General features: G+C 67.6%; 28 protein-coding genes. 1 reads left to right on the top strand and 27 read right to left on the bottom strand.

The window, feature by feature from the left end; all coding sequences use genetic code 11:
- Positions 1–45 precede the first annotated feature (45 nt).
- The 26 genes from infA to rpsJ all read right to left on the bottom strand — a co-directional run bounded on the left by infA (position 46) and on the right by rpsJ (position 16051).
- On the bottom strand, positions 46–267 hold the full coding sequence (gene infA, locus ABD250_RS03705) for a translation initiation factor IF-1 (RefSeq protein WP_010541191.1): 222 nt from the start codon (positions 265–267) through the stop codon (positions 46–48).
- Positions 268–380: 113 nt separating this feature from the next.
- Complete coding sequence (locus tag ABD250_RS03700; protein WP_194306931.1) at positions 381–1661, bottom strand: lipase family protein; 1281 nt, start codon at positions 1659–1661, stop codon at positions 381–383.
- 87 nt (positions 1662–1748) lie between these two features.
- The gene (gene map, locus ABD250_RS03695; RefSeq protein WP_179525911.1) at positions 1749–2552 is read right to left on the bottom strand and encodes a type I methionyl aminopeptidase; all 804 of its coding nucleotides are present in this window, start codon (positions 2550–2552) and stop codon (positions 1749–1751) included.
- Between the two features lie 6 nt (positions 2553–2558).
- Positions 2559–3104, bottom strand: a complete 546-nt coding sequence (locus ABD250_RS03690; RefSeq protein WP_179525912.1) for an adenylate kinase — start codon at positions 3102–3104, stop codon at positions 2559–2561.
- A 50-nt stretch (positions 3105–3154) separates the two neighbouring features.
- Complete coding sequence (gene secY, locus ABD250_RS03685; protein ID WP_179525913.1) at positions 3155–4477, bottom strand: preprotein translocase subunit SecY; 1323 nt, start codon at positions 4475–4477, stop codon at positions 3155–3157.
- A gap of 205 nt (positions 4478–4682) precedes the next feature.
- On the bottom strand, positions 4683–5132 hold the full coding sequence (rplO, locus tag ABD250_RS03680; RefSeq protein ID WP_179525914.1) for a 50S ribosomal protein L15: 450 nt from the start codon (positions 5130–5132) through the stop codon (positions 4683–4685).
- Between the two features lie 2 nt (positions 5133–5134).
- Complete coding sequence (rpmD, locus tag ABD250_RS03675) at positions 5135–5317, bottom strand: 50S ribosomal protein L30 (RefSeq protein ID WP_017838209.1); 183 nt, start codon at positions 5315–5317, stop codon at positions 5135–5137.
- Between the two features lie 3 nt (positions 5318–5320).
- Entirely contained in the window at positions 5321–5992 is a 672-nt protein-coding gene (gene rpsE, locus ABD250_RS03670; protein WP_179525915.1) for a 30S ribosomal protein S5, read from the bottom strand.
- A 43-nt stretch (positions 5993–6035) separates the two neighbouring features.
- On the bottom strand, positions 6036–6431 hold the full coding sequence (rplR, locus tag ABD250_RS03665; protein ID WP_241730653.1) for a 50S ribosomal protein L18: 396 nt from the start codon (positions 6429–6431) through the stop codon (positions 6036–6038).
- A 2-nt stretch (positions 6432–6433) separates the two neighbouring features.
- Positions 6434–6970 carry a 50S ribosomal protein L6 gene (gene rplF / locus ABD250_RS03660; RefSeq protein ID WP_179525916.1) on the bottom strand — a complete coding sequence of 179 codons (537 nt, stop codon included), beginning with the start codon at positions 6968–6970 and terminating at the stop codon, positions 6434–6436.
- 11 nt (positions 6971–6981) lie between these two features.
- Complete coding sequence (gene rpsH, locus ABD250_RS03655) at positions 6982–7380, bottom strand: 30S ribosomal protein S8 (RefSeq protein WP_179525917.1); 399 nt, start codon at positions 7378–7380, stop codon at positions 6982–6984.
- A 273-nt stretch (positions 7381–7653) separates the two neighbouring features.
- Complete coding sequence (gene rplE / locus ABD250_RS03650; protein ID WP_179525918.1) at positions 7654–8226, bottom strand: 50S ribosomal protein L5; 573 nt, start codon at positions 8224–8226, stop codon at positions 7654–7656.
- Positions 8227–8228: 2 nt separating this feature from the next.
- A complete protein-coding gene (gene rplX, locus ABD250_RS03645) occupies positions 8229–8543 on the bottom strand; it encodes a 50S ribosomal protein L24 (RefSeq protein WP_179525919.1) in 315 nt (104 codons plus the stop codon).
- A gap of 1 nt (position 8544) precedes the next feature.
- Positions 8545–8913: a 50S ribosomal protein L14 gene (rplN, locus tag ABD250_RS03640; RefSeq protein WP_095717592.1), complete on the bottom strand. Its 369-nt coding sequence runs from the start codon at positions 8911–8913 to the stop codon at positions 8545–8547.
- 145 nt (positions 8914–9058) lie between these two features.
- On the bottom strand, positions 9059–10459 hold the full coding sequence (locus tag ABD250_RS03635) for an alpha/beta hydrolase (RefSeq protein WP_344390673.1): 1401 nt from the start codon (positions 10457–10459) through the stop codon (positions 9059–9061).
- Positions 10460–10656: 197 nt separating this feature from the next.
- A complete protein-coding gene (gene rpsQ / locus ABD250_RS03630; protein WP_179525920.1) occupies positions 10657–10932 on the bottom strand; it encodes a 30S ribosomal protein S17 in 276 nt (91 codons plus the stop codon).
- Positions 10933–10949: 17 nt separating this feature from the next.
- On the bottom strand, positions 10950–11180 hold the full coding sequence (rpmC, locus tag ABD250_RS03625; protein ID WP_017838199.1) for a 50S ribosomal protein L29: 231 nt from the start codon (positions 11178–11180) through the stop codon (positions 10950–10952).
- Entirely contained in the window at positions 11180–11596 is a 417-nt protein-coding gene (rplP, locus tag ABD250_RS03620; RefSeq protein ID WP_017838198.1) for a 50S ribosomal protein L16, read from the bottom strand. Before rplP ends, rpmC begins: the two co-directional genes overlap by 1 nt.
- Positions 11597–11598: 2 nt before the next feature.
- Positions 11599–12432, bottom strand: coding sequence for a 30S ribosomal protein S3 (rpsC, locus tag ABD250_RS03615; RefSeq protein WP_179525921.1), 834 nt, complete (start codon positions 12430–12432; stop codon positions 11599–11601).
- Complete coding sequence (gene rplV, locus ABD250_RS03610) at positions 12433–12873, bottom strand: 50S ribosomal protein L22 (RefSeq protein WP_179525922.1); 441 nt, start codon at positions 12871–12873, stop codon at positions 12433–12435.
- Positions 12870–13151: a 30S ribosomal protein S19 gene (rpsS, locus tag ABD250_RS03605; RefSeq protein WP_017838195.1), complete on the bottom strand. Its 282-nt coding sequence runs from the start codon at positions 13149–13151 to the stop codon at positions 12870–12872. Before rpsS ends, rplV begins: the two co-directional genes overlap by 4 nt.
- Before the next feature lie 14 nt (positions 13152–13165).
- Complete coding sequence (gene rplB / locus ABD250_RS03600) at positions 13166–14002, bottom strand: 50S ribosomal protein L2 (protein WP_107757059.1); 837 nt, start codon at positions 14000–14002, stop codon at positions 13166–13168.
- Positions 14003–14033: 31 nt separating this feature from the next.
- A complete protein-coding gene (rplW, locus tag ABD250_RS03595) occupies positions 14034–14336 on the bottom strand; it encodes a 50S ribosomal protein L23 (protein ID WP_179525923.1) in 303 nt (100 codons plus the stop codon).
- Complete coding sequence (gene rplD, locus ABD250_RS03590) at positions 14333–15031, bottom strand: 50S ribosomal protein L4 (RefSeq protein WP_182659151.1); 699 nt, start codon at positions 15029–15031, stop codon at positions 14333–14335. Before rplD ends, rplW begins: the two co-directional genes overlap by 4 nt.
- Positions 15028–15693: a 50S ribosomal protein L3 gene (gene rplC / locus ABD250_RS03585; RefSeq protein ID WP_179525925.1), complete on the bottom strand. Its 666-nt coding sequence runs from the start codon at positions 15691–15693 to the stop codon at positions 15028–15030. The genes rplD and rplC overlap by 4 nt, the downstream gene beginning before the upstream one ends.
- Before the next feature lie 52 nt (positions 15694–15745).
- Positions 15746–16051 carry a 30S ribosomal protein S10 gene (gene rpsJ, locus ABD250_RS03580; RefSeq protein ID WP_003938093.1) on the bottom strand — a complete coding sequence of 102 codons (306 nt, stop codon included), beginning with the start codon at positions 16049–16051 and terminating at the stop codon, positions 15746–15748.
- Positions 16052–16598: 547 nt separating this feature from the next.
- Between rpsJ and ABD250_RS03575 the strand changes: the two genes are divergently transcribed.
- The gene (locus ABD250_RS03575; protein WP_179525926.1) at positions 16599–16871 is read left to right on the top strand and encodes a hypothetical protein; all 273 of its coding nucleotides are present in this window, start codon (positions 16599–16601) and stop codon (positions 16869–16871) included.
- 112 nt (positions 16872–16983) lie between these two features.
- Here the strand turns inward: ABD250_RS03575 and tuf are convergent, their stop codons facing one another.
- Positions 16984–18174 (bottom strand): elongation factor Tu, encoded by a 1191-nt coding sequence (gene tuf / locus ABD250_RS03570; RefSeq protein WP_182617730.1) that lies wholly within the window; start codon positions 18172–18174, stop codon positions 16984–16986.
- Positions 18175–18214 lie beyond the last annotated feature (40 nt).

Raw genomic sequence — 18214 nt, 5'->3', positions numbered from 1 at the left:
TCGACCAGGTACTTCAGAGGCGGCTGGTTCAGGGAGTTGAGCGCTTTACTTGTAGCGGTAGACGATCCGACCGCGGGTGAGGTCGTACGGTGACAGCTCGACGACCACCCGGTCCTCGGGGAGAATGCGGATGTAGTGCTGCCGCATCTTCCCACTGATGTGCGCGAGGACCTTGTGTCCGTTCTCGAGCTCGACGCGGAACATTGCGTTCGGCAACGGCTCGACAACTCGGCCCTCGACCTCGATGGCTCCGTCTTTCTTTGCCATGCTGGTTACGGTCCTCCACGATTCCCCGGATGTCGTCTACCGGATTCTGGTGCACTGGTGGGCACACCGACGTATAAGCCTACGTCAGTGGTCGTTCTAGTGCCAATCGGCGCTCACCCGTAGCAGGCGCGTCCTGCCGGCACGCCGTCGAAGCGCTGCTGCAGCCAGTTCATCGCGGCCGGCAACTTCTCCACCGCGCCGAGGAGATGCTCGGGCGCCAACCCCGGCTCCCACGTGAGCGGGGTCCCCTCGCGGCAGTAACGCGTGGCGGTCTCCTCCGCGTCCCAGAACGGCACCAGCGGGTCGGTGCGGGAATGCCACATGAACACCGGCACCCGGGGGACGTCCGGTGTCAGGCGCACGCTGTTCTCCGCGAAGGCCCGCATCAGGCCCTCCTCCGCGAGCAGGTCTCCCCCCTCGAGGACCATGGGCACGGACCGGAACGCGCCGTACACCAGCAGCGAGGCCGTGCACCTGCCCTTCATCCGCTCGAACAGCGCCCAGCCCTCGGGGGTGAGCTTCTCCTCGAGACGGATGTCCTCCGGGTACTCCCGCGCCATCCCCACGGCGGCGGCGAAGGCCAACCCGAACGCGGGGTGCGGCCAGTTGCCGATCATCCGCGCCATCGTCGTCATGTCCGTCGGGATGCCGCCCTGGGCGACCCCCACCAGGTTGACGTCCGGTGCGTAGTCGTCGTGCATGAGCGACACCCAGGCACTGGCAATCCCGCCACCCGAGTACCCCAGCGCCCCGAACCGGCTGTGCCGCGCGTCGAACCGGGGGTCGTCGCGTACGGCCCGCATCCCGTCCAGCACGATCCGCGCGGACAGCTGTCCCCCGGGGTAGGCGACCTTGGGACCGAGATGATCGGGGATGAGCACCGTCCAGCCCTGGTCCAGCCGGACCCGCAGGAACGCCATCGCGTTGTCCTGCACCGTCTCGAGGGTCGGGTTGACCAGGGTCTCGGTGGGGGCGCAGCTCTGCCCCAGTGCGTTCAGGTAGTGCTGGTAGCTCAGGACGGGGCCGTTCGGGCGCGCGTGGGGCGGCCGGACCACCGTCGCGGTCGCGAGGATCGGACGATCCCGGGTGTCGGTCGACCGGTACGCGATCTCCGTCACCTCGTACCCGAGGAACGCGGGCATGGTCACGAGCCGGGTGTTGATCACCTGTCCGAGACCCGCGGCCGCGAGCACCGCGGGGTCCGCGTGATAGAACGGCGCCGGCTGGGGGTCCTCCATCAGGGACCCCTGTCCGCCCTCCATCAGCGACTGCGCGGCCGCGGACGGGGTCGGTCCCGCCATCTGGGCCAGGATCACCACCATCGTGAGGACAGCCGCCACAGCCGTGCGCGTCGGTGTGATCGTGGTTCGGCGCACGTGGGGGTGAACGAGCATGCCCTGACCTTTCAGGCCGGTGGTCAACAGTGGGAACACTCTAACCTGAGGCCCGGAGGGCCCGGCACCGGTCCCCCGCGACCGCGCTCAGTCCGTGGGCCGAACGGTGAGCACACGGGGGCCGTCGGCGGTGACGGCGACCGTGTGCTCCCAGTGTGACGACGGCGACCCGTCCACCGTGACGACCGTCCAGTCGTCGGTCAGGGTGCGGGTGTCGGTCTCGCCACCCAGGACGAGCATGGGCTCGACGGCCAGGACGGACCCCTCCTGGAGCCGCGGCCCCTTGCCCGGCTTGCCCTCGTTGGCGAGGAACGGCCACTCGTGCATCTCACGACCGATGCCGTGCCCGCCGAACCCGTCGACTATCCCGAGGGTGACGCCGAGACGCTGCTCCGCGCGACGCGTGGCGGTCTCCAGGGCGTGCGAGACGTCCGTCAGGCGGCTACCGGGAGTCATGGCGAGGATGCCCTCCGCGAGCACCTCCCGCGTCGCCTGGTTGAGAAGGGCCACCTGAGGGTCCAACTCGCCCACGCCGAAGGTCCACGCGGAGTCGCCGTGCCACCCGTCCAGCACCGCGCCGCAGTCGACCGAGACCAGGTCGCCCTCCTGCAGGACGGTGGTGGGTCCCGGGATCCCGTGGACGACCACCTCGTTGACGGACGAGCAGATCGACCCGGGGAACCCCTCGTACCCCTTGAAGGACGGGACCGCACCGGCGTCCCGGATCAGCTGGTCGACCAGCGAGTCGAGATCCGCGGTGGTCGCGCCCGGAACCGCCGCCTCGCGTGCGGCGACGAGCGCACGACCGACGATCCGGCCGGCCTCCTCCATCGCGTCCAGCTCGCCGGGAGTGCGCGCTGTCACCACGCTCGTGCGCGACCGACCGAACACGACTGCTCAGCGATCCAGCGCGGCGAGGGCCCGTGCGTTGATCTCGTCGACCTCGCCCACGGCGTCGACGGTCGTGACATCGTCGCCGTAGTACTCGAGGAGGGGTGCCGTCTCGGACCGGTAGACGGCCATGCGGTTGCGGATCACGTCCTCCGTGTCGTCCTCACGACCGCGGGCGAGCATCCGCGCGACCACGGTGTCCTCGTCGACCTTGAACTCGATCACGGCGTCGAGCTCGAGACCCGCCTCGGCGAGCATGCCCTTGAGCGCGTCGGCCTGCTCGACACTGCGGGGGTAGCCGTCGAGCAGGAACCCCTCGGTCGCGTCGGGCTCACCGATACGCGCCTCGACCATCCGGTTGGTGACGTCCGCGGGAACGAGGTTCCCGGCGTCGATGTAGGACTTGGCCTCCTTGCCGAGGTCCGTCCCCTGGGAGATGTTGGCCCGGAAGAGGTCACCCGTGGAGATGTGCGGGATCCCGAGCTTCTCCGACAGCAGGGCCGCCTGGGTTCCCTTACCGGCGCCGGGGGGGCCGAGGAGGACGAGACGCATGGTGAGGACCAGCCTTTCTTTCGGTGTGATGTGCTCGGGGGTGCGGGCGACTACTTGAGGAAGCCCTCGTAGTTGCGCTGCATGAGCTGAGCCTCGATCTGCTTCACGGTGTCGAGACCCACCGACACCATGATGAGCACAGCGGTGCCACCGAACGGCATGTTCTGCATGTCTCCACCCCCGCTACCCATGTCGAGGAAGACGTTGGGCAGCACCGCGATCAACCCGAGGTACAGGGAACCGAACAACAGGATGCGGTTGAGCACGTACCCGAGGTACTCGGCCGTCGGGCGACCCGGGCGGATGCCGGGGATGAAGCCGCCGTACTTCTTCATGTTCTCGGCCTGCTCCATCGGATCGAACTGGATGGCCACGTAGAAGTACGCGAAGAAGATGATCAGGGCGAAGTACAGCAGGATGTAACCCCAGCTCGAGGGGTTCTGCAGGTACTGCATGACGTACCGCTGCCAGAACCCGTCCGCGGCGGGCTCGGGTCCCTGGATCAGCTGGGTGATGAGGATCGGCACGTACATCATGGACGACGCGAAGATCACGGGGATGACGCCGGCCTGGTTGACCTTGAGCGGCAGGTAGGTCGACGTGCCGCCGTACTGACGACGGCCGACCATGCGCTTGGCGTACTGGACCGGGATGCGGCGCTGGCCCTGCTCGACGAACACGACGGCGACCACGATCAGCACCACCGCGAACATGACCGCGGCGAACTTCAGCGTCGAGGAGTTCTGGTAGATGTTGACGCCCTCGGCGGGGATCCGCGAGGCGATGCCGGCGAAGATCAGCAGCGACATGCCGTTGCCGACCCCGCGGTCCGTGATGAGCTCACCGAACCACATGACGAGGGCTGCGCCGGCGGTCATCACGATGACGATGGTGGCCAGGGTGAGGATGTCGCCGTCCATGAGGACGGACTCGCCGTTGCCGAGCAGCTGACCCCGGTCGGCGAGCGCCACGATGCCGGCGGACTGCAGCACCGCGAGCGCGATGGTGAGATAACGCGTGTACTGCGTCATCTTGGCCTGACCGGACTGCCCCTCCTTCTTGAGTTGCTCGAAGTAGGGGATCACCACGGTGAGCAGCTGCACGATGATGCTCGCCGTGATGTACGGCATGATGCCGATCGCGAACACGGACAACTGCAGGAGTGCGCCGCCGGAGAACAGGTTGACCAGGGAGTACAACTGCGCGTTGTCCCCGGTCATCGCGGTGTCGAGGAGTCCCCGGAGCTTGGGGTAGTCGACACCGGGCGACGGGATCTGCGCGCCGATGCGGTAGAGGATGATGATCCCGAGGGTGAAGAAGATCTTCTTCCTCAGATCCGTGTCCTTGATCGCGGACGCGAGTGCGGAGAGCACATGTCCTCCTGGTCATGGACGGCCCGTAGCCGCCGCCTTCGTCGAATGCAGATGCGCCGGGAGGGTCAGACCGACGGCAGTGGTGCCGCACCCCGAACGCACAACAAGAAAAACTGTATCAAGATGAGCGCAGGGGCCGGATCCGAGACTCTCGGACCCGACCCCTGCACCCGTCATCCGGCCCCGTCGGGGGCCGGTCGGGGACTCAGGCCCCGGCCTCCGACACGCTTCCGCCGGCGGCCTCGATCTTGGTCTTGGCCGACGCGGACACCTTGTCGACGGCCACGGTCACGGCCACGGAGATGTCCCCGTCGCCCAGGACCTTGACCGGCTGGTTCTTGCGGACGGCCCCCGCGGCGACGAGCTCGGCGACGCCGACCTGCCCACCGGAGGGGAACAACCGCTGGATGTCGGACACGTTGACGACCTGGAAGACGACCTTGTTGCGGTTCTTGAAGCCCTTGAGCTTCGGAAGACGCATGTGGATCGGCATCTGGCCACCCTCGAACGCCGCGGGGACGTTCTTGCGTGCCTTGGTTCCCTTGGTACCGCGACCGGCGGTCTTGCCCCGCTTGCCGCCCTCACCGCGACCCACGCGGATCTTGTCGGTGTGGGCGCCGGGTGCCGGGCGCAGGTGATGCAACTTGATGGTCATGCTCACTCCGTCTCTTCGACCACGACGAGGTGGTTCACGACGTTGATGAGACCCCGGGTCTGAGCGTTGTCCTCACGGACGACCGTCTTCCGGATGCCCTTGAGTCCCAACGTCCGCAGGGAGTCCTTCTGGTTCTGCTTGGTCCCGACAGTGCCGCGGACCTGGGTGATCTTGAGGTTGGCCATGATCTACGCCCCCTGTCCGGCACGTGCGCGGAGCATGCCCGCGGGTGCGACGTCCTCGATGGGCAGACCACGGCGGGCCGCGACCTCCTCGGGACGATGGAGACCCTTGAGCGCGGTCACCGTGGCGTGGACGACGTTGATGGCGTTGTCCGACCCCAGCGACTTGCACAGGATGTCGTGCACGCCGGCGCACTCGAGCACGGCACGCGCCGCGCCGCCCGCGATCACACCGGTACCCGGCGAGGCCGGACGGAGCATGACGACGCCCGCGGCCGCCTCACCCTGGATCGGGTGCGGGATGGTGGAGCCGATGAGCGGGACGCGGAAGAAGTTCTTCCGGGCCTCCTCCGACCCCTTCTGGATCGCCGCCGGCACCTCCTTGGCCTTGCCGTAGCCGACGCCGACCATGCCGTTGCCGTCACCCAGGATCACGAGGGCGGTGAAGCTGAATCGCCGACCGCCCTTGACGACCTTGGAGACGCGGTTGATGGTGACGACACGCTCGATGAACTGTGACTTCTCGTCGTCGCGGCCACCGCGACGATCGTTTCCGCCACGGCCACGGCCCCCGCCGCCGCCGCCGCTGCGGCCGCCCTGGGCGTTGTCGTTGGTGGTGGTCTTGTTGTCCGCGGCGGGCCCGGTGCTTCCGCCGTCACGACGCTGACGTCCCGGCATCAGACGGTCCTTCCGTTAAGGGTCAGTGCAGTGGTCTTGGTCATCAGAACTCCAGCCCACCCTCGCGGGCGGCGTCGGCCAGGGACGCGATCCGGCCGTGGTACTTGTTGCCACCACGGTCGAACACGACGGCATCGATGCCGGCGGCCTTGGCGCGCTCGGCCAGGAGCTGGCCGACCTTCGCGCTGCGGTCCTTCTTGTCGCCCTCGAGAGTGCGGACATCGGCCTCGATCGTCGACGCGGCGGCCAGCGTGCGGCCGGCCAGGTCGTCGATGATCTGGGCGTGGATGTGGCGCGAGGACCGGTTGACGACCAACCGCGGACGCTCGGGGGTACCGGCGACCTTCTTGCGGAGGCGGTAGTGGCGCCGGGTACGGCCGACACGACGTGCTGTCGAGACGTCGGTACCCAGCGGGGAACGCTTCTTTGTGCTGCTCATGGTCACTTACCCGTCTTTCCGACCTTGCGACGGACCTGCTCGCCCTCGTAACGGATGCCCTTGCCCTTGTACGGGTCGTGCTTCCGCAGCCGCTTGATGTTGGCGGCGATCTGGCCCACCTGCTGCTTGTCGATCCCGGAGATCGAGAACTTCGTGGCGCCCTCGACGGCGAACGTGATGCCGTCGGGTGCCGCGATCGGCACGGGGTGCGAGTAGCCGAGGGCGAACTCGAGGTCCGTGCCCTTGGCGACGACGCGGTAACCCACGCCGAAGATCTCCATCTTCTGCACGTAACCCTCGGTGACGCCCACGACCATGTTGTTGACCAGGGAGCGGGAGAGGCCGTGCAGCGACCGGTTGTCCCGGTGGTCGTCGGGACGGTTCACCGTGATGGTGCCCTCCTCGACCGACACCGTGATCGGTGCGGGGAGATCCTGGGTGAGCTCACCCTTGGGACCCTTGACGGTGATGGTCTGGCCGTCGACCTTGATGTCGACGCCGGACGGAACGGTGATCGGAGCCTTGCCGATTCGTGACATTTCTCGCCCCCTTACCAGACGTAGGCGAGGACTTCCCCGCCCACCTTCTTGTAGTTCGCCTGACGGTCCGTGAGCAGACCCTGGGAGGTCGAGATGATCGCGATACCCAGTCCGCCGAGGACCTTGGGCAGGCCGGTGGACTTGGCGTACACGCGGAGACCCGGCTTGGAGACTCGCTTGATGCCCTGCAGGCTGCGCTGGCGCGACGGGCCGTACTTGAGGTCGATGGTGAGCTTCTTGCCCACCTCGGCGTCCTCGACGGCGTAGTCGGTGATGTAACCCTCTTGCTTGAGGATCGCCGCGATGTTGCCCTTGATCTTGGAATGCGGCATGGAGACGGTGTCGTGGTACGCCGAGTTGGCGTTACGCACACGCGTCAACATGTCCGCGATGGGGTCGGTCATCGACATGGATTTACCATGTTCCTTTCTCGTCACGGTTCCCATGCAGCACGGGTGCGGTCGACCTGTGGGCCGGCCGTGTCCGTCGTGGGCCTATCACGAAGAGTTCGAATGTTCTGTTGTGTGGGGCCCGCCGATCGTCTGACGATCTGCGGGGGACCCGCCGCGCGTGACGCTCTTCTCGCCACCCGCGACCCGACGGCTGGGCCGTCTGCCCGTCGCCGGGGACCCGCTGATGCGGTGCCCCGGCGCGGACGGCCGGTCCGGCCCTGACCCGTGAGGTCAGTCCTCCTTGAAGGGGAAGCCGAGGTGCTTGAGCAGCGCCCGACCCTCTTCGTCGTTCGTCGCGGTCGTGACGACCGTGATGTCCATGCCGCGGGGGCGGTCGACCTTGTCCACGTCGATCTCATAGAACATGGTCTGCTCGTTGAGCCCGAAGGTGTAGTTGCCGTGACCGTCGAACTGCTTGCCCGAGAGGCCGCGGAAGTCGCGGATTCGAGGGAGGGCGATCGTCGTCAGACGATCGAGGAACTCCCACATGCGGTCACCGCGCAGCGTCACACGCGCGCCGATCGGCATCCCCTCGCGGAGCTTGAACTGCGCGATGGACTTGCGGGCCCGGCGGATCTGCGGCTTCTGGCCGGTGATCAGCGTGAGGTCGGTGATGGCGCCGTTGATCAGCTTGGCGTCACGGGCGGCGTCACCGACACCCATGTTGACGACGACCTTGACGACGCCCGGGATCTGCATGACGTTCGCGTACTCGAACGTCTCGTTCAGGGCCGGCTTGATCTCGGCGCTGTACCGCGCCTTGAGACGCGGCGTGTACCCGGTGGGAAGTGCGGTTTCGGTCATGGTCACAGGTCCTTCCCGGTCTTGCGCGAGACCCGGACGCGCTTACCGTTCTCGTCGGTGCGGATTCCGACGCGCGACGGGGCGCCGTCCGCGTCCACGACCATCACGTTGGACACGTGGATCGGGGCCTCCTGCGTGACGATGCCACCGGAGGAGGCGCCACGCTCGGCAGCCGAGTTGGCGGTGTGCTTCTTGATGCGGTTCACGCCCTCGACGAGGACCTTCTCCTGCGCGGGGAAGGCCTGGATGACCTTGCCCTTGGCGCCCTTGTCCTTGCCGGCGATGACGAGCACCGTGTCGCCCTTGTGGACCTTCATGTCAGAGCACCTCCGGAGCCAGCGAGACGATGCGCATGAACTTCTTGTCGCGCAGTTCGCGACCGACGGGCCCGAAGATACGGGTACCACGCGGGTCGTTGTCGTTCTTGATGATGACGGCGGCGTTCTCGTCGAACTTGATGTACGAGCCGTCCGGGCGACGGCGCTCCTTGGCGGTGCGCACGATGACGGCCTTGACGACCTCACCCTTCTTGACGTTGCCACCGGGGATGGCGTCCTTGACGGTGGCGACGATGATGTCGCCCACGCCTGCGTAGCGACGCTTGGATCCGCCGAGAACGCGGATGCAGAGAATCTCCTTGGCACCCGTGTTGTCGGCGATCTTGAGTCGCGACTCCTGCTGGATCATGGTTCTCCTGACCAGGCTTGTTCAGATGTGTGCCGGATTCCGACCCGACACACGCGGCCACGTCACCCGCACCGGTCTCGCGACGCGGCTACCACGGGCAACTGTTCCAGTGTAGGGGTCCCGGCGCCCGAGCCCCAAATCGCCCTCAGCCGCCGAGGGAGCCGGCCGATCCGGTTGACCCCAGCGACCCCGCCGAGCCGGCGGAACCGGGATCCACTCCCCCGGACGCCGGCCGGAGGCTCGGGGCCGCCGGCGCAAGACCCGACAGGATGTGGTCCATCCCCGGCAGCATCTGGGTCACGAAGACGGGCCAGTTGTGGATGCCGGTCGGCATGTAGTTCATCCGCAGGTCGACCCCCGCGACTCCGGCCAGGGCGGACTCGAGCTTCCTGGTGCTCTCGTAGGAGCCCTTCTCGAGGACGTGCCCGTCCACGAGGATCATCTCGTTGCTGCCGAAGTGCCCCAGCTCGGCCGAGCCCACCCGGCCCGTGGCGGCACTGAGGTACACGGTCTTGCCGGCGAGTCCGGACGGGTCGGCCACGGTGTCGTGGTCCCGCCACGCCTGGGACCCCCGCGGGCCCCACATTTTCGTGGCGTCGCCGTTCCGCGCGGCCACGGTCAACCGCGCGTACTGGTAACCCAGCTCGTCGGTCGTGGAGTAGGCGCCGCTGATCCCGGCGACCGCGTCGAACATCCCCGGGTTGGTGTTGGCCAGGTGAACGGCCGCGGAAGCACCCATCGACAGGCCCATCACCCCCCAGCTGCCGTTGTGCGCGAGCGGAGCGGCCGAACCGGTCAGACCCTGATCCAGGAGGGGCGGGAGCTCGTCGATGAGGAAGGTCTCCCACATGTTCGGCCCCAGGACCGGGTCGTCGGCCTGCCAGTCCGACCACATGGAGGCCGGAGCACCCGTCGGCGCGATCACGTTGACCGCGCGGTCGCGCAGGGCCGGGTCCCCCCAGCCCATCCCGGTGCTCCACCCCGACGGGGATTCGCTTCCCACGCCGTCGAGAAAATACACGTTGGGGGCGTCCACGCCGTCCGGCGCCCGGTACACCTCGACCCGGACGGTCCGCTGCATCGATGCCGATGTGACGGTCCAGACCTCCGCCCGGCGGTCGACGGGGTTCAACGAGCCCGGGAACAGCGGGGCGATGTGGCGCACCGTCGTCTGCGTGATCGAACCGTCGCGCGTGGAGACGGGCCCCGAGGGCGATTGGGAGCTGCCCGGGCGGGGGAAGTCACCGGACCCGGCGGCGGCGACCGAACCGAGCACGGACGTCAGCGGGATGGGGGCGCCCAACTGCGTGAGGGCGGCGACGCTCAGCGACGGGACCCCGAGCAGGCTGCCCGGTGCGACGCTCGGCACCAGGGATCCGGGGTCGAGGCTCTGCGCCCCCGCCGTCCCCGCACCCGCGCCGGCCCCGATCAGCAGTGCCGACACGGCCACGGTCGTCGCCCGGAGTGCGACGGGGGTGCGTGGGCGCGCTCCCCCGCGTCCCGCCGTGCGGCGTCCGTCCCGATGGATATCCGGCCTTCTCGTCATTTCCCGATCCCGTCCTCGTGCGCGACGCGGCCCACGGGAACTGACGCCCCGGGCCGCAGGGTGAACTCCGGCTCGGTAGCCGATGACACAATACTGACTTGTCGTATCAAGACTAGGATTTTGTTACATCCCCACACGCCGCCGGCCCGGCCCCGAGTAGTCGGGGCCGGGCCGGGGGTGAGAGTGGAGCGACTCTCCTACTTCGCGCGCTCCAGGACCTCGACGACGCGGTAGCGCTTGGTGGCGGACAGCGGGCGGGTCTCCATGATCCGCACGCGGTCGCCGACACCGGCGTCGTTGGTCTCGTCGTGCGCCTTCACACGCTCGGTACGGCGCATGATCTTGCCGTAGAGCGGGTGCTTCACGCGGTCCTCGAGTTCGACGACGATGGTCTTGTCCATCTTGTCGGACACGACGTACCCGATCCGCACCTTGCGGCTGTTGCGCTCGGTGTTCTCGCTGGCCTCAGTCACGGCTGCTTCCTTGTCACTCACTTGGCATCACCCGGCGCCGCCGACAACCCGAGCTCGCGCTCGCGGATGACGGTGTAGATGCGTGCGATGTCGTGACGGACGACGCGCAGGCGACGGTTGTTGGTCAGCTGACCGGTGGCCATCTGGAAGCGCAGGTTGAACAGCTCCTCCTTGGCCTCACGAAGACGCGCGGTGAGCGCATCGGCGTCGAGTTCACGCAACTCGGGGGCGGTGGTTCCACTAGCCATCAGAACTGCTCCTCCCGGGTCACGATACGGGTCTTGCACGGGAGCTTGTGCTGCGCGCGGCGCAGCGCCTCGCGTGCGGTCTCCTCGTTCGGGTACGACATCTCGAAGAGGATGCGACCCGGCTTGACGTTCGCGACCCACCACTCGACGGATCCCTTACCGGAACCCATGCGGACCTCGGCGGGCTTCTTGGTCAAGGGGCGATCGGGGTAGATGTTGATCCACACCTTGCCGCCACGCTTAATGTGGCGGTTGATCGCGATACGCGCGGACTCGATCTGACGGTTGGTGACGTACGCCGGCTCGAGAGCCTGGATGCCGTACTCACCGAACGTCACCTTGGTGCCGCCCTTGGCCCCGCCGCTACGGCCGGGGTGGTGCTGCTTGCGGTGCTTGACGCGCTTGGGGATAAGCACTGTCACGCCTCCCTGGTCTGATTCTGCGGAGCCTGGGCGGGGGCCTCGGCAGCCGGACCGGAACCGGCGCGGCCGGTCTCGGTGCTGGTGGCCGTGGTGCCCTGGGCGCCGGAACGACGCGGCCGGCCTGCGCCACGCTCGCGGCGCGGTCCTCGGTCGGCACCGCCGCGGTTGCTGGACTGGGCGTACTGATCGGACTCGCGACGACCGCCGACCACGTCACCCTTGTAGATCCACACCTTGACGCCGATGCGACCGAAGGTCGTCTTGGCCTCGTAGGTGCCGTAGTCGATCTCGGCACGCAGGGTGTGAAGCGGGACGCGACCCTCGTGGTAGCGCTCCGAACGCGACATCTCGGCACCGCCGAGACGACCCGAGCAGACCACCTTGATGCCCTTGACCTGCGGCTGACGCATCGCGGACTGGATGCCCTTACGCATCGCGCGGCGGAACGCCACGCGGTTGGAGAGCTGCTCCGCGATGCCCTGGGCCACGAGCTGGGCGTCGGCCTCGGTGTTCTTGATCTCGAGGATGTTGAGGTGGACCTGCTTCGCGGTGAGCTTCTCGAGCTCGCCGCGGAGACGGTCGGCCTCGGCGCCACGACGACCGATCACGATGCCCGGCCGGGCGGTGTGGATGTCGACGTTGACGCGGTCGCGGGTACGGGAGATGTCCACGCCCGAGATGCCGGCCCGCTCCATGCCCTTGGACAGGAGCTGACGGATCTTGATGTCCTCGGCGACGTAGTCCGCGTACTGCTTGTCGGCGTACCACTTGGACGTCCAGTCCGAGGTGATGCCGAGACGGAAGCCGTGCGGCTGGATCTTCTGTCCCATTTAGCGGGCACCTCCCTGGTTACGACGACCCCGGCCGGTGGAACCGGCCTTCTCGGGCACGCTGGTCACCTCGACGGTGATGTGGCTCGTGCGCTTACGCACTCGGAACGCACGACCCTGGGCACGCGGACGGAACCGCTTCAGGGTCGGGCCCTCGTCGGCGAACGCAGCCGACACGACCAGGGTCCGGGGATCCAGGTCGAGGTTGTTCTCGGCGTTCGCGATGGCGGACGCGAGGACCTTGCCCACCGGCTCGCTGGCGGCCTGCGGGGCGAACCGCAGGATGTCCAACGCGTCGGAGGCGTCCTTGCCCCGGATCAGGTCGATCACACGACGCGCCTTCATGGGCGTGACGCGGACGAACTTGGCGGTGGCCCGGGCGGAGAGCTGCTGCTCGTCCTGCACCGTGCCTTCGGCGGTCTTGCTGGTATCAGTGCTCATCGGCGCTTACTCTTCCGATCGTCCTTGATGTGCCCCTTGAACGTGCGCGTCGGCGCGAACTCGCCGAGCTTGTGACCCACCATGGAGTCGGACACGAACACGGGCACATGCTTGCGGCCATCATGGACGGCGAACGTGTGGCCGATGAAATCGGGCAGGATCGTCGAGCGACGCGACCAGGTCTTGATGACCTGATGAGTACCCTTGTCGTTCTGCGCGTCCACCTTCGCGAGGAGGTGCTCGTCGACGAACGGACCCTTCTTGAGACTACGAGGCATCCTAGTTTCCCTCCTTAACGCTTCTTACCGGTGCGACGGCGACGGACAATCATCTTGTCGCTCGCCTTGTTGGGCTTGCGGGTCCGGCCCTCGGGCTGGCCCCACGGGCTGACGGGGTGACGTCCACCGGACGTCTTACCCTCGCCACCACCGTGCGGGTGGTCGACGGGGTTCATGACCACACCGCGGACGGTCGGGCGGACGCCCTTCCAGCGCATGCGGCCGGCCTTACCCCAGTTGATGTTCCCCTGCTCGGCGTTGCCGACCTCGCCGATCGTCGCGCGACAGCGGACGTCGACCCGGCGGATCTCGCCGGACGGCATGCGGAGTGAGGCGTACGCGCCCTCCTTGCCGAGCAGCTGGATCCCGGCACCGGCGGCGCGTGCCATCTTGGCACCGCCCCCGGGACGGAGCTCCACGGCGTGCACGACGGTACCTGCGGGGATGTTGCGGAGCGGCAGGTTGTTGCCGACCTTGATATCGGAACCGACACCCGACTCGACCTTCATGCCCTGCTTGAGGTTCCGCGGGGCCAGGATGTACCGCTTCTCGCCGTCCGCGTAGTGCAGGAGGGCGATGTTGGCGGTGCGGTTGGGGTCGTACTCGATGTGGGCGACGGTGGCGTCGACGCCGTCCTTGTCATTACGACGGAAGTCGATGACACGGTACTGGCGCTTGTGGCCACCGCCCTTGTGACGGGTGGTGATCCGACCGTGACCGTTACGGCCACCGGTCTTGTGTAGTGGGCGAAGCAGCGACTTCTCGGGCGTCGAGCGGGTGATCTCGGCGAAGTCCGAGACGCTCGAGCCGCGACGGCCGGGCGTCGTGGGCTTGTACTTGCGGATAGCCATGAGGTTCTCTCGTCCTTAACTCTTCCCGCCGTCAGGCGGTCAGACCCGGGATCTCGATGGGCTTGCTGTCGGCCGCAAGGGTCACGATGGCGCGCTTGGTGCTCTTGCGCTGTCCGAACCCGGTGCGGGTGCGCTTACGCTTGCCCTGACGGTTGGCGGTGTTGACGGACTCCACCGTGACGCCGAAGATCTCCTGGAGGGCGATCTTGATCTGCGTCTTGTTGGCGTCCGGGGCGACCAGGAACGTGTACACGCCCTGCTCGAGCAGGCCATAGGCCTTCTCGGAGACGACGGGGGCGAGGATCACGTCCCGGGGATCGGCGACGGTGCTCACTTGTCGGCCTCCTTCGCGGCGGTGTTCTCCGTGCCCGGGGCACGCTTGCTGGCCTGCGAGACGAACGCGTCCAGTGCCTCCACCGTGAACACGACGTCGTCTGCACGCAGCACGTCGTAGGTGTTCAGCTGATCCGGAGCGATGGGATGGACGTGGTCCAGGTTGCCCACCGAGCGCCACGCGGCGACGTCCTCGCGGCCGACGACGAGCAGGAACTTATTGCGACCGGACAGGCTTCCGAGGAAGTCCCGCACGCCCGCCGTCGACGGGGTCTGACCCTCGACGAGCTCGGTGACCACGTGGATACGATCGCTGGCGGCCCGGTCGGACAGGGCACCGCGGAGGGCGGCGGCCTTCATCTTCTTGGGGGTGCGCTGCGAGTAGTCGCGCGGCTTCGGACCGTGGACCGTGCCACCGCCGGTGTAGGCGGGGGCGCGGGTAGAGCCCTGGCGGGCGCGGCCGGTGCCCTTCTGGCGGAACGGCTTGCGGCCACCGCCACGGACCTCGCCGCGGGTCTTGGTCGAGTGCGTGCCCTGCCGCGCCGCGGCGAGCTGAGCCACGACGACCTGGTGCATCAGCGCCAGGTTGGGCTCGACGCCGAAGATCGCGGCGGGCAGCTCGACCGACCCGTCGGCCGAACCGGCCGGGGTACGGACGTCAAGCTTGAGATTCACGGTGTTCTCCGTCGTGGTCATGCGCGCGCACCGCCCTTCACTGCGGATCGGACCATCACGAGGCCGCCGTTGCGGCCCGGGATGGCGCCCTTGATCAGGAGGACGCCGGCTTCGGCATCGACCTTGTGGACCTTGAGGTTCATGGTGGTCACGCGCTCGTTGCCCATGCGGCCGGCCATCTTCTTGCCCCGGAACACGCGGCCCGGGGTGGATGCGCCACCGATGGAACCGGGCCGGCGGTGCACGGCCTGGGTGCCGTGTGAGGCGCCCTGTCCGTGGAAGCCGTGACGCTTCATGGTGCCGGCGAAACCCTTGCCCTTGGAGGTGCCGGTGACGTCGACGAAAGCGCCGTCGGAGAACACATCCGCGCCGAGCTCCTGGCCCAGCTCGAAGGCTGCGGCCTGCTCCGCGTTGTCCAGCCGGATCTCCGCGAGGTGGCGACGCGGGGTCACACCCGCCTTGGAGAACTGGCCCGTGACGGGCTTGGTGACCTTACGGGGGTCGATCGCGCCGAACGCGATCTGGACGGCGTTGTAGCCGTCGGTCTGCTCTGTACGGATCCCGGTGACTACACACGGCCCGGCCTTGATGACGGTAACCGGGACGACCCGGTTGTTCTCGTCGAAGACCTGGGTCATGCCGAGCTTCGCGCCCAGGATTCCCTTGATCTCGGTAGTACTCATCTGTTCACTGTCTCCGCTGCACGTTGCTTGCTGACCGCTGCTCGGTCGGAGGTCACTGGATGTTGACGTCGACGCTGGCAGGCAGGTCGATGCGCATGAGCGCGTCCACGGTCTTGGGCGTGGGGTCGAGGATGTCGATCAACCGCTTGTGGGTGCGCATCTCGAAGTGCTCGCGCGAGTCCTTGTACTTGTGCGGCGAGCGGATGACGCAGTACACGTTCTTCTCGGTCGGCAACGGCACCGGGCCGACGACACGAGCTCCCGTACGGGTGACCGTCTCGACGATCTTGCGCGCCGAGGCGTCGATGGCCTCGTGGTCATAGGCCTTCAGCCTGATGCGGATCTTTTGTCCCGCCACTTCGTCCTCATTCTCCCCCCGCCCGTGAAGGCGGCTGTCGTGAGCGCCCTCGCTGCGCGGGGGACACTTCTGTGTTCGCTTGTCATACGTGACACCGTCTGACCGTCTACCACCCGGTCACATGCATCGGTGCTTCGTCGTGGAGGACCGCCGTCGCGCGCTCACGAACGTGACACGACCACGAGCCCTCCAGAGGACGGAGTGCCGCACTCCCGCGGGGCGAGGGTGACGGCGGAACCGATCCGCTGCCGCTGTTGATGTGTCACGACGCGTCCACGCGGTCGGGCGTGTCGCCCTCCCACTTTTCCGGCGGGTGATCGCTCACCCGCCCCGGTCGTGCTCGCCCGACCAACCCGGCGATCGCGGGGCCCGGGGGCCACACGAGTTCGCCGCCTTGTCCGGGCAACTCGACCAGTATGCCGCACGTACCCCACGGGATCAAAATCGCCGGGGCCGACGGGTCGGGGATGCCGCGACCGGCGTGCCGCGACTTCGGTAGCGTCGAGCCATCAGCGCCCATGCGCCTCGTCACCCAGGAGAGCCCCACGTGAACAGCCGACGCGAACCACGCGACCCCGCCGCCTACAAGCGGGATCGTCGCCAAGCCGTCCTGCGCCACCACCCGGACAAGGGCGGTGACCCGGACGAGATGCTCCGCGCGCTCGAGGAGGTCGACCGCAGACACGGGGTCGGCGGGCCCCGCCGCCCGGAACACGCCGCGACCGCCGAGCAGGTCGCCGCGGTGGCCGTGACCGCTCTGGCCGGGATGGCGGCGGTCGGTTTGTCCGTCGCCATGAGCGTCATGGGCCGGCGGCGGTAGCCGTCCCTCCCCCGGACGCCACGACGAACGAGGGAGGGGCGCCCCACCTCGCGGTGGGGCGCCCCTCCCTCATATGGTCCGGACTACTCGTCCGACCCGACGGGTCAGTCGATCACTTGATGATCTTGGTGACCTGACCGGCGCCGACGGTGCGGCCACCCTCACGGATCGCGAAGCGCAGGCCCTCGTCCATTGCGACCGGCTGGATGAGCTCGACGCTCATCTCGGTGTTGTCGCCCGGCATGACCATCTCGGTGCCCTCGGGGAGGGTCACGACGCCGGTCACGTCCGTGGTGCGGAAGTAGAACTGCGGACGGTAGTTGTTGAAGAACGGCGTGTGACGGCCGCCCTCGTCCTTGGACAGGATGTACGCCTGGCCCTCGAAGTTCGTGTGCGGGGTGTACGCGCCCGGCTTGATGACGACCTGGCCGCGCTCGACCTCCTCGCGCTTGAGGCCACGGACGAGCAGACCGACGTTGTCGCCGGCCTCGCCGTAGTCGAGGAGCTTACGGAACATCTCGATGCCCGTGATGGTGGTCTTGGTGGCCTTCTCCTTGATGCCGATGAGCTCGACATCCTCGTTCACGTTGATCTTGCCGCGCTCGATGCGACCGGTGACGACGGTGCCACGACCGGTGATCGTGAAGACGTCCTCGACGGGCATGAGGAAGGGCTTCTCCGTCTCACGCTCGGGGTCCGGGACGGAATCGTCGCAGGCCTGCATGAGGTCGCGGATCGCCTGGACCCACTTCTCTTCACCCTCGAGCGCCTTGAGCGCCGAGATATGGACGACGGGGGCGTCCTCGTCGAACTCCTGCGAGGCGAGGAGCTCACGCACCTCCATCTCGACGAGCTCGAGGATCTCCTCGTCGTCGACCATGTCGCACTTGTTGAGGGCGACGAGGATGTAGGGGACGCCGACCTGACGGGCGAGCAGCACGTGCTCACGCGTCTGCGGCATCGGGCCGTCGGTGGCGGCCACGACCAGGATCGCGCCGTCCATCTGGGCGGCACCCGTGATCATGTTCTTGATGTAGTCGGCGTGACCCGGGGCGTCGACGTGCGCGTAGTGGCGCTTCTCCGTCTGGTACTCGACGTGGGAGATGTTGATCGTGATACCACGAGCCTTCTCCTCCGGCGCCTTGTCGATCTCGTCGAACGCGAACGCGTCGTTGAGATCGGGGAAGGTGTCCGCCAGGACCTTGGTGATGGCCGCGGTGGTGGTGGTCTTGCCATGGTCGACGTGACCGATGGTGCCGATGTTAACGTGCGGTTTGGTCCGCTCGAACTTCGCCTTCGCCACTGTGTGTCCTCCTGGACTGGTCTGTCCCCACCTCGAGGTG

The organism is Dietzia cercidiphylli (assembly GCF_039531545.1).
GTDB lineage: Bacteria > Actinomycetota > Actinomycetes > Mycobacteriales > Mycobacteriaceae > Dietzia > Dietzia natronolimnaea.
Note: the sequence above shows the minus strand (reverse complement) of the source record. Positions and strands in the feature narration are given on the sequence as shown.